The 14,861-nt window shown below is 56.7% G+C and carries 14 protein-coding genes and 1 riboswitch; of the genes, 6 read left to right on the top strand and 8 right to left on the bottom strand.

Annotated elements, in window-relative coordinates:
* Positions 1–66 precede the first annotated feature (66 nt).
* From P4G45_RS11440 to P4G45_RS11420, 5 genes are all read left to right on the top strand, one after another.
* On the top strand, positions 67–999 hold the full coding sequence (locus tag P4G45_RS11440; RefSeq protein ID WP_348266608.1) for a BadF/BadG/BcrA/BcrD ATPase family protein: 933 nt from the start codon (positions 67–69) through the stop codon (positions 997–999).
* Positions 1,000–1,157: 158 nt separating this feature from the next.
* On the top strand, positions 1,158–1,532 hold the full coding sequence (locus P4G45_RS11435) for a hypothetical protein (RefSeq protein ID WP_348266607.1): 375 nt from the start codon (positions 1,158–1,160) through the stop codon (positions 1,530–1,532).
* A gap of 142 nt (positions 1,533–1,674) precedes the next feature.
* Positions 1,675–1,780, top strand: a riboswitch (SAM riboswitch).
* A gap of 119 nt (positions 1,781–1,899) precedes the next feature.
* On the top strand, positions 1,900–3,189 hold the full coding sequence (gene thrC / locus P4G45_RS11430; RefSeq protein ID WP_348266606.1) for a threonine synthase: 1,290 nt from the start codon (positions 1,900–1,902) through the stop codon (positions 3,187–3,189).
* On the top strand, positions 3,179–3,460 hold the full coding sequence (locus P4G45_RS11425; protein ID WP_348266605.1) for a MoaD/ThiS family protein: 282 nt from the start codon (positions 3,179–3,181) through the stop codon (positions 3,458–3,460). Before thrC ends, P4G45_RS11425 begins: the two co-directional genes overlap by 11 nt.
* Before the next feature lie 187 nt (positions 3,461–3,647).
* The gene (locus P4G45_RS11420; protein WP_348266604.1) at positions 3,648–3,797 is read left to right on the top strand and encodes a lmo0937 family membrane protein; all 150 of its coding nucleotides are present in this window, start codon (positions 3,648–3,650) and stop codon (positions 3,795–3,797) included.
* A 69-nt stretch (positions 3,798–3,866) separates the two neighbouring features.
* On the opposite strand, the gene lon is transcribed toward P4G45_RS11420, so the two are convergent.
* The 5 genes from lon to P4G45_RS11395 all read right to left on the bottom strand — a co-directional run bounded on the left by lon (position 3,867) and on the right by P4G45_RS11395 (position 11,385).
* Complete coding sequence (lon, locus tag P4G45_RS11415) at positions 3,867–6,290, bottom strand: endopeptidase La (RefSeq protein ID WP_348266603.1); 2,424 nt, start codon at positions 6,288–6,290, stop codon at positions 3,867–3,869.
* Positions 6,291–6,465: 175 nt separating this feature from the next.
* Positions 6,466–7,752, bottom strand: coding sequence for an ATP-dependent Clp protease ATP-binding subunit ClpX (gene clpX, locus P4G45_RS11410; RefSeq protein WP_348266602.1), 1,287 nt, complete (start codon positions 7,750–7,752; stop codon positions 6,466–6,468).
* Positions 7,753–7,915: 163 nt separating this feature from the next.
* Complete coding sequence (clpP, locus tag P4G45_RS11405) at positions 7,916–8,506, bottom strand: ATP-dependent Clp endopeptidase proteolytic subunit ClpP (protein ID WP_026336315.1); 591 nt, start codon at positions 8,504–8,506, stop codon at positions 7,916–7,918.
* A gap of 69 nt (positions 8,507–8,575) precedes the next feature.
* Positions 8,576–10,000, bottom strand: coding sequence for a trigger factor (gene tig / locus P4G45_RS11400; protein ID WP_348266601.1), 1,425 nt, complete (start codon positions 9,998–10,000; stop codon positions 8,576–8,578).
* Between the two features lie 155 nt (positions 10,001–10,155).
* Entirely contained in the window at positions 10,156–11,385 is a 1,230-nt protein-coding gene (locus P4G45_RS11395; RefSeq protein ID WP_348266600.1) for a hypothetical protein, read from the bottom strand.
* 186 nt (positions 11,386–11,571) lie between these two features.
* Between P4G45_RS11395 and P4G45_RS11390 the strand changes: the two genes are divergently transcribed.
* Positions 11,572–12,288: a uracil-DNA glycosylase gene (locus tag P4G45_RS11390; protein ID WP_348266599.1), complete on the top strand. Its 717-nt coding sequence runs from the start codon at positions 11,572–11,574 to the stop codon at positions 12,286–12,288.
* A 46-nt stretch (positions 12,289–12,334) separates the two neighbouring features.
* Here the strand turns inward: P4G45_RS11390 and P4G45_RS11385 are convergent, their stop codons facing one another.
* The 3 genes from P4G45_RS11385 to hpnJ all read right to left on the bottom strand — a co-directional run bounded on the left by P4G45_RS11385 (position 12,335) and on the right by hpnJ (position 14,761).
* Positions 12,335–12,733: an EamA family transporter gene (locus tag P4G45_RS11385; RefSeq protein ID WP_348266598.1), complete on the bottom strand. Its 399-nt coding sequence runs from the start codon at positions 12,731–12,733 to the stop codon at positions 12,335–12,337.
* On the bottom strand, positions 12,730–13,170 hold the full coding sequence (locus P4G45_RS11380; protein WP_348266597.1) for an EamA family transporter: 441 nt from the start codon (positions 13,168–13,170) through the stop codon (positions 12,730–12,732). The genes P4G45_RS11385 and P4G45_RS11380 overlap by 4 nt, the downstream gene beginning before the upstream one ends.
* Positions 13,171–13,273: 103 nt before the next feature.
* Complete coding sequence (gene hpnJ, locus P4G45_RS11375) at positions 13,274–14,761, bottom strand: hopanoid biosynthesis associated radical SAM protein HpnJ (protein ID WP_348266596.1); 1,488 nt, start codon at positions 14,759–14,761, stop codon at positions 13,274–13,276.
* Positions 14,762–14,861 lie beyond the last annotated feature (100 nt).

The raw sequence follows: 14,861 nt of genomic DNA, 5'->3' as shown, positions 1-14,861 counted from the left end.
TGTGCACATTATGATAACGGGCAGGGCGCCGCGATGGCTTGGAGCGGTGATGGGAGATAGGGAAACTTGGCATATTTTATTGGGATCGACGCAGGAGGAACAAAGACAAGGTGTGTTCTGGCGGATGAGACCAAGGTTCTTGGGCGGGCGGAGTGCGGCAGCATCAAGCTGATGCGCGTGGGCGAAGCAGAGGCCACGGCGCGGCTGCGGAGACTTCTGGAAGAGACTGCGACGGCGGCTGGAGTGAGTCTGCAAGAGGTGACGCGAAGCTGCGTCGGCATCGGAGGATTCTCGATTCCGGCGGTGCGCGAGTGGTGCCACTCGCAGATGAAAGCGATGGTTAGTGGAGAGGTGGAGGTATGCGGCGACGAGGAGATCGCTCTCGACGCGGCGTTCCAGGGCGGTCCCGGCATTCTGGTGGTATCGGGGACGGGATCGATCTTCGTTGGACGAAGCGCAGATGGAACGATGTACCACGTTGGCGGCTGGGGGCCGGTCCTGGCGGATGAGGGCTCGGGCTGGTGGATTGGGTTGGAGGCGGTTCGTTCGGGCTTCTGGGCAAGAGACCGCGGGATCAAGACCAACCTGCTTACCGAGGTTCAGAGCTTCTGGGGGCTGGGGTCGCTGGGCGAGTTGGTGGAGAAGGGAAACGATCGTCCAGGCCCGGACTTTGCTGCGCTGGTTCCTCTTGTGGTGCGATGCGCTGAGGCCGGTGACGAGATGGCGCGGGCCGTGCTGGAGCGTGCCGGAGCCGATCTGGCAGAGTTGGTGACGCTGGTGGCAGTGAAGATGATGGAGACCTCGGGTGAGAGCAAAGACCCGATTGGAGTGGCATATGTGGGAAGCATTCTGGAGCACGTCACAATAGTCCGGGAGGCCATGATCGCGGCGCTGGCGGAGTCCGCGCCACAGGTTCATGTGCTTGATGGAGCGGTGAATTCGCTGGAAGGCGCGTTGTGGAGGGCCCGTACTGCTGCCGGTATGATGTGCGTGGGGTAAAGGGCGCCTTCGCGGGCCATCGGCGCGAGACTAAACCCGTGAAGGTGAACTCATCGCTGGCACCCACTGGCTGGGTGGCGACGTGTGGATACACAGGCATGCGGGGCGCTGACTTGAGAAGAAAGATACAATAGAAGCAGGACCCAATTACAAAACAAATGGAACCACGAACACCCAATAAGCAGGCAATCCTGCATATCTGTCGCCGCGAGATGTTGCGCCCTTTGCGCGATCAGATTCTTCGCATCTCCGGCTTCGATGTAGATTCCACCCTCAGCCACGAGGAGGGACTGTCCATGTTCTGGGCGCGGCACTATGATCTTGTCCTGATCGACGTTGAGGGAGAGTCAGGAATAAAGGATGCGGAACATCTGTGTTCGGAGATCAAGACAGCTCAGCATGGACAGGTGATTGCCTTTGTCTGTAATTGGCGGGTGGCTATTCACACCGACTGCCCCGACGAGATTCTTCGCACCGAGTTCGATCCGGCAGCCTTTGTCGACGGTGTCCGCGATATCGTCACTAAACATTAGCCGCGAATTACCGGTCGAAATGCGCGAAAAAGATGCAGCCGCAACCTGATCCAGCGCATCTATTTGCTAACACCTGTAGTTGCAGTGGCATCTGTGTTGTGCTAAAAGTTAACTATTCCAGTTTGCTTTCGGGCAAATTTGAATTTCATGCAGAGTGGTTGAGGGACGAGCCCTGTGACGCCACGACAACCGGACAAAACAAAGGCGTACCGGTGTCAACTCTCTCCTGGAAACAGGGAACATGAGATTAGGAGCACGCAGCCAAAACTTCAGGTTGCACCCCATTTCACCTTCCTGGCCGTTCGCGGCGTCCCTAACAGAGAGTACGTCGCAAGTTGAAATCTCCTCTCCACTCGGAGAGAGCGTAATGAATTATTCCTGTACGGCGTATGAGCTGAAGTGCAACGAGTGCGGAAAGCGGTTTGGTAACCAACCGTTGTCTGCATGCCCAGATTGCCTGGCACCGCTCGAAGTGGCCTATGATCTCGAAGCCGCGCGCGGCGTCTTCACCCGCGAAGCTATCGCCGCCGGGCCGCCGAGCATCTGGCGCTACGCCGCGCTCCTGCCCATCCCCGCGGGTCATCAACCGGATCTTCCAGTCGGCTTTACTCCTCTCATCAAGGCCAATAATCTCGGCAAGCGGATTGGCGCGACAAATCTCTACATCAAGAACGACGCGGTATGTTTCCCGACCCTCAGCTTCAAGGACCGCGTTGTGTCGGTCGCGCTGGCGAACGCTCAGCGGTTCGGCTTCGAGACCGTCGGCTGCTCCTCGACCGGCAACCTGGCCAACTCGGTAGCAGCGCAGGCTGCGCGGCTTGGCATCAAGGCTTGCATTCTCGTTCCCGCGGAGCTCGAAGCCGCGAAGATTCTCAACACGCAGGTCTATGGTGCCCGCCTTGTCCGCATTGACGGAAACTACGACCACGTCAACCGGCTATGCAGCCAGATTGCCGACGAGTACAACTGGGGCTTCGTCAATGTCAACCTTCGCCCCTACTATGCTGAAGGCTCGAAGACCGTAGGTTACGAGATCGCAGAGAAGCTCGGCTGGCGGCTGCCCGACAACGTAGTTGTCCCGATGGCTGGCGGTTCTCTTATCCGCAAAATTCGCAAAGCTTTCCAGGAGCTGATCTATCTCGGCCTCGTAGAAGAGAAACCTGTCCGCTTCTTTGGCGCACAGGCCACCGGCTGCTCGCCGATTTCACAAGCCGTAAAGCTGGGGAATGATTTTATCGAGCCGCAGCGGCCAAACACGATCGCTCGCTCCCTCGCCATCGGCAACCCTGCCGACGGTCCGGCAGCCTCTCAGATGATCCGTGCCACTGGCGGCTGGGCAGAGGATGTCTCGGATGTGGAACTGGTCTCCGGCATGCAGGAACTTGCAGAGACCGAAGGCATCTTCACCGAGACTGCGGGGGGTGTCACGACTGCCGTCACGGCGCGTCTTTATGCTCAAGGACGTATCTCGCCCGATGAGCTGACGGTTGCTTGCATCACTGGCAACGGTCTTAAAACAACGGATGCGCTGGCCGGACATTACCCGGAAGAGCGCGCTGTTCGCCCCCGCCTGGCTGACTTCGATGCCTATCTGCGGGAGCTAGACGGCGCCGCCGAACCGGAACTGGCCGCCATCGGAGGTATTCATGCCAATTAAAGTGTCTCTTCCCGCTGCCTTCACCCGCCATACAGATGGCCGCAAGCAATTCGATTCCGCCGCACAGAATCTGCCTGCGCTCATCGCTGATATCGACCAGACGTTTCCTGCTCTCGGCACACAGATCAAAGGGGAAGATGGCAAACTTCGCCGCTTCATCAACATCTATGTGAACGACGAAGATATTCGTTTCCTCGGCGGCGAGACGTATGCGTTCCAGGACGGCGACGAGGTGATGCTCATACCCTCTATCGCGGGTGGCTGCTGCTAGCTATCGGATTATTCTTCGAGATTCTTGCTTGCTAAATCTAAGGTGGCCAGAGGGTTCTGGCCACCTTATCTATTTGGTTGATACATTATTTCGTTGTAGATACAACGGATGCGGCTTGCCGTGGCTCTTATCACTTGTAGACAGTCGCGCTGGACGCGATATATCTAATGAAGAAAGAAGGTTCTACATGTTTCTTATATTGGCTGTGGTGCTCATTATTCTCTGGCTGGGCGGCTTCTTTGTCCTGCACATAAGCAGTTTCTTGATTCACCTGCTCATCATCTTCGCTGTCATCTCCTTCATCATGCACTTCGTAACGGGAAGACGATCAGCCTGAGCAACATCTCCGTCGCAAAGGAAAGGCCGAGCCTATGAGGCTCGGCCTTACTTAATGTTGCCTGATTCGTTATTGATGTGCTGCGGGCAGGGGCGTACCGAGAGTTGACGGCAGCACAGTTCCCAAGGCGCTGGGCGTCTCTTCGTGAAGCTCTGGGAGCTTTTCTTCGAGAGCGATCTGGAGCACCTGATCCATCTCCTCTACGAAATGGAGCTTCATGGTTGTCTTCAGCAGCTCCGGCAACTCCGCCAGATCTTTGCGGTTGTCTTCCGGCAGGATCGCCTCAAAGATGCCAGCGCGATGTGCCGCGAGCAGCTTCTCCTTCAGGCCGCCAATCGGAAGCACCTTGCCTCGTAGCGTAATCTCACCGGTCATGGCTATGTCGCGGCGCACTTTGATCTTGGTGAGCGCGCTGGCCAAGCCTGTAGCCAGCGTAATACCGGCCGACGGGCCATCCTTGGGAATAGCGCCCTCGGGAACGTGTACATGAATATCGACGTTGCGATAGAAGTCTCTCGCCAGGCCAAGATAGCTTGCTCTCGACCGTATGTAACTCAGTGCCGCCTGTGCGGATTCCTGCATTACGTCGCCGAGCTGGCCGGTGGCGGTCAGCTTGCCCTTACCATCGAGGACCTGCACCTCAGTTTGCAAAATCGTGCCGCCCATCTCGGTCCACGCAAGTCCGGTTACCAATCCGACCTCGCTCTTTTCGTGGACCTGCGAATCGCGGAATTTGGCTACACCGAGAATTTCGCCAATGTTCTCTCCGGTCACAGTCTCTTGATATTTAGCGCCATTCTTTACGACGCGGCGTGCAATTTTGCGGCATACGTTGCCGATCTCGCGTTCAAGATTTCTGACACCCGCTTCGCGGGTATATCCGCGAATGATCTGCTGTAGTGCCTCATCTTCAAAGACAGCCTGACCTTCGGTTAAACCTGTGCCCTCGCGTTGCTTTTTGACCAGATACTGCTTCGCAATCTCCAGCTTTTCGAGTTCGGTGTAGCCGTGCAGCCGCAGGATCTCCATCCGGTCCTGCAATGGTCCCGGAATCGTATGCAATACATTCGCCGTGGCGACGAACAGTACCTGCGACAGGTCATATTCGACATCGAGGTAATGATCCTGGAACGAAGTGTTCTGCTCGGGATCGAGAACTTCAAGCAGGGCACTTGCCGGGTCGCCGCGAAAGTCCGAAGCCATCTTGTCGATCTCATCCAGCATGAACACCGGATTCTTCGTCCCGGCCTTCTTCATGGATTGGATGATTTGGCCGGGAAGCGCACCGATGTAAGTGCGGCGATGTCCGCGAATTTCAGCCTCATCCCTGACTCCACCCAGCGACATGCGCACGAACTTGCGTCCCGTGGCCTTGGCGATCGACATTCCGAGAGAGGTTTTACCCACTCCCGGCGGCCCGACAAAGCACAGGATCGAGCCTTTGGGGTTTTTTACCAGCTGCCGCACAGCTAGAAATTCGAGAATTCGTTCCTTGATCTTTTCGAGGCCATAGTGGTCTTCATTAAGGATCTTCTCGGCATGCTCGATCGAGCGGATCTCCTTGGAGCGCTTCTTCCATGGCACGGCGAGCAGCCAATCAAGGTAGTTCCGCGAGACGGTTGACTCCGCCGACATCGGAGGCATTGCTTCGAGCTTCTTCAGCTCCTGCAATGATTTTTCAAGCACGTCCTTCGGCATTCCTGCCGATTCGATCTTCTTCTTCAGCTCGTCGAACTCGGACTTCTCACCACGCCCGAGTTCCTTCTGAATCGCCTTGATCTTCTCGTTGAGGTAATACTCTTTCTGCGCCTTCTCCATCTGCCGCTTCACGCGAGACTGAATGGTGCGGTCCATGTTCAATTTCTCGATCGCCACGTCCAGTACGTCCGCCACCCGCGACAGCCGCAACTCGGGATCAAACACTTCCAACAACTGCTGCTTCTCTTCAATCGAGAGCTGCAGGTTCGCGGCAATCGTATCCGCCAGCTTGGCTGGCTCATCGGCACGCACGCTGGCTGCCATGGTTTCGTAGTTCAAAGATTGTTGCAGCTTTACATACTGCTCAAACAGGGTATGAACGCGCTGCATCAACTGCTCGACCTGCGGCGTTAGGTCCAGATGGGTTTTGCCGGTGCGCACTGTTGCCACAAAGAACCCATCGACGTCGTTGATGGCGGTGGCACGTGCTCGCTCGACTCCCTCAACAAGCACTTTAATGTTTCCGTCGGGCATCTTGACGCTTTGGACGATGTTTCCGATCGTTCCCGTCTCGTAGATATCATCGGCATTCGGTTCATCGATGGAGGCATCGTGCTGCGTCGCCAGAAAGATCTTGCGGTCGCCCGACAATGCCTCTTCGAGCGCACGTACGCTGGACTCGCGGCCTACAACGAACGGCGTCATCATGTGGGGAAAGATGACCATGTCGCGAATGGGCATCATCGGTAGCTTGCGAACGTCGCCGCTCAGTGCTTCTTTTGCTTGATTTGTCATCGCTCTCCAATTAGACGACTAAACATCAATAACGATGCAAGCGTCTGCGGCTTGAGGTGATTGTAATCCGATGCGTCCTTGAAGGTGTCTGGCAAGGCTGCAGGCAATATTCGGGCGGAATTAGGTTTGGTTTGCGCCTTTTGCCTGGAATCACAATATTTTAGCTACGGTCTCTCTAGCCAGCTTTCTCGAGTAGCATCGGCAGCGTCAGGCTGTGCTTCTTCACCATCTCCGCCGTGATGGACAACTCTTTGACCTTCTTGTTGCCCGGGACAAAGTACATCAGATCCAGCATCAACTCTTCCAGGATCATACGCAAGCCTCGAGCGCCCACTTTCCGTTGCAATGCCTCGCGGGCTATTTCTCGTGCAGCTTCCTCCGTGAACGTCACCTTGACACCCTCGAAATCAAACAGTTTTGTGTATTGCTTCAGGATCGCATTCCGCGGCTTCGTCAGAATTTCGATCAGCGCAGCTTCGTCCAATTCATCGAGAATTCCCATCACCGGCAAGCGTCCCACAAACTCGGGGATCAAGCCATATTTCAACAAGTCCTGCGGTTCGGCCTGCCGCAGCAACTCTGCATCGCGCTGGGCACGGATCGGGGTTACATCGTCAACCTTCGCTTCCGGATCGATCACTGCTTTGAATCCCAATGCCTTTTTGCCGATGCGGCGCCCGATAACCTTCTCGAGGCCGACAAACGCCCCACCGCAGATGAAAAGAATGTTCGTCGTATCAACGGCGGTAAATTCCTGGTGGGGATGCTTGCGGCCGCCTTGCGGGGGAACGTTAGCGACAGTGCCTTCCAGCAACTTCAGGAGAGCCTGCTGGACGCCCTCACCGGAGACATCACGCGTAATTGAAGGGTTCTCGTCCTTGCGCCCGATCTTGTCGATCTCGTCGATATAGATGATGCCGCTCTGGGCGCGCTGCACATCCCCCTCAGCCGCCTGCAGCAGCTTCAGAATAATGTTCTCGACATCCTCGCCCACATATCCGGCTTCGGTCAGCGTCGTCGCATCGACAATAGCAAACGGCACATCCAACATCTTCGCCATGGTCTGCGCGAGCAAGGTCTTGCCCGATCCTGTTGGCCCCACCAGCAGAATGTTCGACTTTGCCAACTCAACATCGTTGCCGCGGGTCTTGTTCATCTGAATTCGCTTGTAGTGGTTATATACAGCTACGGCGAGCTTCTTCTTCGTCTGGTCCTGGCCTATAACGTACTCATCGAGAAACGCCTTGACTTCCTGCGGTTTGGGCAGGTGCGCGGGCGCAGCACCTGGCTGGGCCTCGGCGCGATCGTCTTCAAGAATGGAGTTGCAGACGGCAACGCACTCGTCGCAGATGTAAGCTCGCGGATAGTCCGATGGGGAAGAGATGAGCTTGGCAACGGCATCCTGCGACTTGTGGCAGAACGAGCAGCGAAGAGATTCGTCTGTGCCTCGTGACGTTTTCATAAGTACGGCAACTCCTGGGTGAATCCAGCAACGGTATAAGCAGAAGTTTACACCCGTTTCATCTTGCAAACAGGGTATGAGGTGCCTGCTGCTATACGTCGAACTGGTGATCATGGATAAAGCCCGGACCATTGGCCCGGGCTTCTACTTTTATTGCTTTTGTTTACGTTCGAGGCCGGTCGATAATGTCGTCGATGATGCCGTACTCTTTTGACTGGGCAGCAGTCATAATAAAGTCGCGCTCGACGTCACGCTCGATCCGTTCCAGCGTCTGGCCCGTGCTGGCGCTCATCAGCTTGTTCGTAATCTCGCGAATCCGCAGAATCTCACGCGCATGAATGTCGATATCGGTGGCCTGTCCGCTCAACCCGCCCATCGACGGCTGATGAATCAGAATGCGCGAGTTCGGCAGGGCAAACCGCTTGCCTTTTTTGCCGGCCATCAGCAGGAAGGCTCCCATGCTGGCAGCCTGGCCAATGCAGAACGTCACGACATCATTCTTGATGTATTGCATGGTGTCGTAGATGGCCAGTCCCGCGGTGATCGACCCGCCGGGTGAATTGATATAGAGCTGAATGTCCTTCTCCGGGTCCTCGCCGCTCAGAAACAGCATCTGCGCGATGATCACATTCGCAATGTTGTCATCAATCGGAGTGCCCAGAAAAATGATGTTGTCTCGTAGCAGACGGCTGTAAATGTCGTAGGCGCGTTCGCCCCGGCTCGTCTGCTCAATTACCATCGGTACTAATCCCATAGCGCTCTCTTTCTAGAAATCCTTAAGCAAAATACTGTTTGTCTTTATAACAACGCAGTTGATTTTTCTCTACGACGAAAGCTTCTCGTAGAGCACGCTTCCCGTCTTTTCGCGCCGCATCTGCTCGCGAATCCGGTCCAACCCGCCATCTTTTGCCAGCCGCTCCCGGAGCGTCTCGAGCGGTTCGCGCGACTGGATCGAGATCATCAGCAGTTCGCGGTCGAGGTCTTCGTCGCTTACGACGACACCCTCTGCTTCGGCGATCTTATCGAGGATCATCGAGACCTTCACCTCGTTAACAGCCTGGTCACGTTGAGCAGCGCGCAGGCGACCGAAGTCCAGTTTGCGCATGTCTTCAGCCTTCATACCTTGCTGGGCAAGAGCGCGGAGTCCGCGGTCGAGTCTTGCGTCGATCTGCTGCTGCACGAACGATTCGGGAACAGGGAAGTGGTAGCGCCCGATCAACTCTTCGAGCATCTTGTCCTTGGCGCCGTTTTCGAGAGCATCCTTTTTGCGGTCCGCAGTGTGCTCTCGCAACTTGTTCTCGAACTCATCCCAGCTCTCATAGTTTCCAAGCTGCTTGGCAAACTCCGCATCCTTTTCAGGATAGGTTTTGCGCTTGATGCTCTTTACGGTCACGTCATAGCTGACGGTCTGGCCGGCAAGACGTGCCTCACCAAAGTCCGACGGGTAGTCCACTTCGAACTTCAACTCCTGTCCTGCCTTCGTACCGCGCAGGGCCTCGTTGAATGCAGCCAATGTGTTTTTGCCGCCGATTTCGATCAGCACATCGTCGCCGGTGATTGGCTCAGACTGAGAAGCGTTCGTCACGCCCTCTTCCGTAACCGTCTGTGCCAGATCTTTTACCTCACCGCGAAACTGAATCTCGGCCCAGTCACCATCAACCAGCGCGCGATCTTCGTCTACGGGCTCTACCGTCGCATGGCCATCGAGCACACGGGCAAGTTCCGCATCAAACTCTTCGGTGGTCAATGCCACCTCGGGCTTCGCTACATGGACGCTCTCGTAACCGGCAATGTCGAACTCCGGCGCGACTTCAAATGCAGCTTTGAACTTCAGCGGCTGTCCGTCGAAAAGCTGCATATCGAGCAATTGCGGCTCGGAGATGGGACGGAGCTTCTGGTCGTCGATCGCCTTGCGGAACGGCGCGGCGACGAGGCTCTCCAGCACTTCCTGCCGGACTTCTTTGGCGAACTTAGACCGGATGAGCGCTTCGGGCACCTTGCCCGCGCGGAACCCAGGAATACGTGCCAGTTTTTGATAGCGCTTCACAACCGTCTTGAAGGCCTTCGACACCTCATCCGCTCCGACCTCTACTTCGATCTCTCGCGTCAGTTCGGGGTTCAGCGAAGGAGCAGGCTGATGCTCATGTTCATGATCGTGCTCGTGGTCATGGTTGTGGGTATGCGCTGTTTCGGGCTGCTGCTCGGCAGTCTCGTTTGTCTCTGTCATCTCAGTCGGGGTCAAATCCATGCCTTCCGGGGTTGCTTGTATGTGAGGTTGGGCGCGCTCAAGAAGCTGGCCGCGTAAAAAATGCCTCTCTACTACTGTACGAGTCTTCGTTGTGGAGGGTCAAACCCGGAGCATCCCTGATTTGCCTGCGGCCTGGCTATCCTGATTTGCTAAAGCTACATGTGCTGAGACGGATTCCCTGTCAGCGCGAAGATCTCCAGCCTTATCTTCCATTGCACTGTCTGCCCAGGTTGCAGCAATACCATGCCTGTGTCTTCGTCTTTCGGCCACTCGTGACCAAAAGGATCGTCGTAGTTGAACTGAGGATCGATCGAAATAAACGATGCATTCGCCGGTGCACTGACGTGAATCGCTTTGATGGCGGAACTCATCATCGTGATGCGCAGTCCATAATTGCTCTTCGGATCGCGAAGCTCGGCAATGGGGCCATTGTCCAGCAATCCCTGCTTGAGATGGACAAAGGTGTCGTCCAGGTTCAAAGTGCCCACTCTCGCTCCATCATGTGCCGTAAAGTCGTAAGGTGTTCCGGTCACAGGTAATAGCCTGCCTGTTGGCATCCTGCCGCGACGGTCGTCGACCTCTTCATGAAGGGCATTGGGAAGTTTAAGCGCAATCTCGCTGCGGTCTCCGCTCAGAATCGCAAACTTAGGATGCCAGCCGATTCCTAGAGGCTCGGCCTCATCTCCAGTGTTGCGTGCAGCAATACTTATCTCTAACGCCCGACTGTTCAGTTGGACAGTCGTTGTGATCTGAGTATTGGAGATCCAATGCCCGTTGAAATCTCCCGCGTTGTAAATGGCCTGAGCCTGGCCGCCATCTGGCATCACATTCGTCTTCACCGAGTCCGCTTGCCGGTCCAGCAGTAATCCTCCACTGCTCTCCCTCCCGTTCGCGGGAAGATCGAAAGTATGGTCCCGCCAGCTCGTAATACTTGTGCCCTCGGACGGCGTGCCCCAGATGCTGCCCGCCCAGGGAGTCTCAATTGCTCCCCCCATGGCTAGACTCGCGCTTCCGTTGGCATCCTCTCCCTCGCCCGTCATCTGCTTTGCCGCGTCCTCCAGCGAAGGTGAAGCAAGCAGCCCGACAGTGCCCAACTGGGGAAGATAGGCCTTGATCTGGAGCAAATTCATCCCACGCCCCGGCAACAGCGTTGCTGAGATGAACTGCGGGCTCTCCATGTCCATCACCTGTGCATGTTCCAGAACAACTGCGTCTTGGCCGCCGGGCCTGACTGTCACCGCTTCCTGCGGTACCGTATTGCGGACTCCCAGTTCTGTCTTCAGCTTCGTAAGATTGCCACGACCCCGTTCTTTCGAGGCAACGGCCACCAGCAGCAATACGACAGCAACCGTAATGGTAATCAGCAGTCCTGTCCGCTTCACCATTGTTTGCCATACGTTATGCCGCACTTCTGCCAGTCTGTGCCTCAATAACTTTGCATACATTCTGCTGAGTCTGGGATCTTCCAACGAATCTCCAATTCACTTTTTATTCAACGATCATCTTACTTACATGGATTCAGGAAAGCCCGCATGGCCCTCCGCGGGTAAGTGCAACTATCATGGGATGCAGTGAGCCGTTCTAAAGTCCAGCCCCTCTCGCCGGTTTTGCAGCAAATCCACGACTTCATCGTAGGGTGCGACCGTTGTCCCCGCCTTCTCAATTACTGCCAGGGAATTGGCGAAACCAAACGCCGGGCCTATCAGGACCAGACCTACTGGGCCCGTCCCGTTCCCGGCTTCGGAGATCCCCGCGCCCGCATTCTCATTCTGGGCCTGGCTCCCGGCGCCCATGGCGCCAACCGGACTGGACGTCCGTTCACTGGTGATGGCTCCGGGGCCTTCATGTATCCCATCCTCCACGAGTTAGGCTTAGCCAGCCAGCCCACGGGCCTCTTCCGCGGCGACGGCCTCAAACTTCGTCATGCCTGGATTGCCTCGGTCGTTCGCTGCGCTCCGCCCGGCGACAAGCCGCTTCCGCAGGAGATTCGGAATTGCGCCACTCACCTGGCGGATGAGATTCAAGCCCTGTCGCGTGTCCGCGTCGTCGTCTGCCTGGGGAAAATTGCTTTCGACGGCTATCTCGCCTATCTCTTGCAGATGGGCATCATGGCCCGGAAATCGGCCTACCGCTTCGCGCACGGGGCGCATTATGTTCTTCCTGATGGAATGCATCTTCTGGCTACCTATCATCCCTCGTTGCGCAACACGAATACGGGACGTTTGAATCGGCCCATGTTTACTAAAGTCTTTCTTCGCGCAAGGGAACTGGCCGGGCTGGCCGTTTAGTTAGTATCGAAATAGTTTAGTTGTGAACTAGTTCACTTTTATATTTCTATTTCGACAGTAGAACGACCCCGGCACAGACGAAGAGGGCTGCGAGCCAGCGGCGCCGGTCTACGTTTTCGTGCAGGAAAAGCTTTGCGGCGACGGTGTTGCCAATGTAGGTGAGGGAGGCTATGGCGGGAGCGGCGAGGGAGAGCTCGACGATGGAGAGGGTGTAGAGCATGGCGAAGAAGTTGAGGGCCATGCAGAGGGCTCCGGCGAGGAAGAGCGGGCTGGAGAGGACGGCGCGCACAGGGCCGAGGTAGCCAAGAAGACCGGGGCGGGTGCGGAGGCGGTCGAGGTCGCCGAGGCGGCGCATGCCGGCGGCGATGAGGCACTCACCCGTGATGGCAAGGACAACGACAAAGAGGATGGCGGACCACTGGTGGAAGACGTGAGCAGAGGTCATCGGCCGACTCCGCTGTCCATGAGATCGAGCTCTGGATGGTCGGAGGGGTGCTCAGTGCGCGAGGGGCCGTTGGCAACAAACCCGACGGCGCAGACGATGAGGACGATGCCCGACCAGCGGTATGGGCTTAGATACTCGTGCAGCCAGAAGCGACTGAGGAGCGCAATGACAACGTAGCCGAAGGCGGTGGCGGGCATGACGAAGGTGAGGTCGGCCCAGGAGAGCGACGTTGTGTAGCTGGCGAAGAATCCGATGAGAAGAAGGATGCCGGCGATGACATTGATGTTAGTGAGGGCGTGCAGCAGGAGGCCGAGGTGATGCAGGTCGACAGGGCCAACCTGGGACATGCCGCGCGACAGCAGCGTGTCGCCGACCGATGCGGTGAGCATGACGGCGAGCAGGATGAGATAACGCCGCGGGGTGAGGGTGTGCTTCATTAATCTAGAGAGTGAACCCAAGATGGAGGGACTGATTGAGCGTAGTCGCTCCAGAAAAAAGCGGCCAGCATCAGAAATGCTGACCGCCTGAGATGAAGATTAATTACGCGTTCATGCTGACTGATTCCTGCGCCTTGGCGGCGTTGGCTTCCTTCATCTTGAGTGCGGCCTTGTTGCGCTGCGAGCGGAGCTTCATGAACGATCTTGCTTCCGTGTAGAGTCGGGGTACGTCGCGGTGAACGATAGCCTGCCATACGACACGGAACGCTGCCTTGGGACGGAAGAAGTATTCGTCGTAGAACTTGTGCACCATCTCCATGACGTACTCGACGGGCAGTCCGGGATACTCGATATGCGCCATCTGGTGGCCGCCATCGTCGGACATGGCTTCGTTGGTGATGAAGCCCTTCTCCTTGGCAAAGTCGAAGAACTCCGTGCCTGGGAAGGCGTGGGCGATGGAGACCTGGATGGTCTCGCAATCGAGCTGCTTGGCGAATTCGATGGTGTTGCGAATCGACTCTTTCGTCTCGCCGGGCAGGCCCAGGATGAAGTCTCCGTGGATGACGAGGCCGAGTTTGTGGCAGTCGCGGGTGAAATCGAGCGCGCGTTCGACAGTCGCGCCCTTCTTAATGTTCTTGAGGATCTGCGGATCGCCTGACTCATAGCCCACGATCAGAAGGCGGCAGCCGGCTTCCTTCATGGCCTTGAGGGTGTCGAAGTCCGTCGTAACGCGGGAGGTGCAGGACCAGGTGATGCCGAGTGGCTTCAGCTTCTCGCAGAGTTCGATGGTGCGCGCCTTCTGAATGTTGAAGGTGTCGTCATCGAAGAAGAACTCTTTGACGTGGGGGAAGAGTTCCTTGGCCTGCTTCATCTCCGCCGCTACATCGTCGGTCGACCGCTTGCGCCATGCGTGGCCGCTGAGAGTCTGGGGCCAGAGGCAGAAGGTGCACTGCGCCGGGCAGCCGCGGGTGGAATAGAGTGCGACGTACGGGTGAAGAAGGAAGGGAACGTTGTACTTGGTGACGTCGAGGTCGCGGTGATAGATCTCCGTTGCCCAGGGCATCTCATCGAGCTGTTCGGGCGTGACCTGAGGGCGGTCGGGATTGTGGAGGATCTTGCCGGTCTCTTTGTCCTTGTAGCTGACGCCGAGGATCTCATTGAGCGGCTTGCCGTTGGCGTATTCGACGACAGAGAAGTCGAACTCGCGGCGGCAGATGAAGTCGATAGCAGGGCACTCAGTGAGCGCCTTGTCGGGCGAGGTCGTGACCGGGGGGCCGACAAAGGCGATCTTGATCGCGGGATAGGTCTGCTTGATGACCTCGGCCATCTTCTGGTCGCCGTCCCAACCCATGGTACTCGTGAAAAGCACGAGGAATTCGTAGTCCTTCAGAATTTCGACGACTTCCTGCCACTTGATATGGTGCGGCGGCGCGTCGAGCAGACGGGACCCTTCCAACATGCCCGCCGGATAGGTGAGCCATACGGGATACCAATAGGATTCGATCTCGCGAGTGGCAGGCCAGCGAGAGCTGGCACCACCGTCAAACTTCTCGAAGGAGGGCGGGTTCAAGAACAGTGTTTTGAGGGGCATGATAATAGTCCAAGTTTACCATTTTGCTAAGGGGTTTGAGGGATTTTCTTTGGTTCCACCGGTGGTTCGCTCTTTGCGGATCAACAAGATAGACGAAGGC

This window comes from Edaphobacter paludis (assembly GCF_039993895.1).
Taxonomy (GTDB): domain Bacteria; phylum Acidobacteriota; class Terriglobia; order Terriglobales; family Acidobacteriaceae; genus Edaphobacter; species Edaphobacter paludis.
The sequence above is the reverse complement of the archived record's forward strand: the minus strand, read 5'-3'. Positions and strand labels throughout refer to the sequence as shown.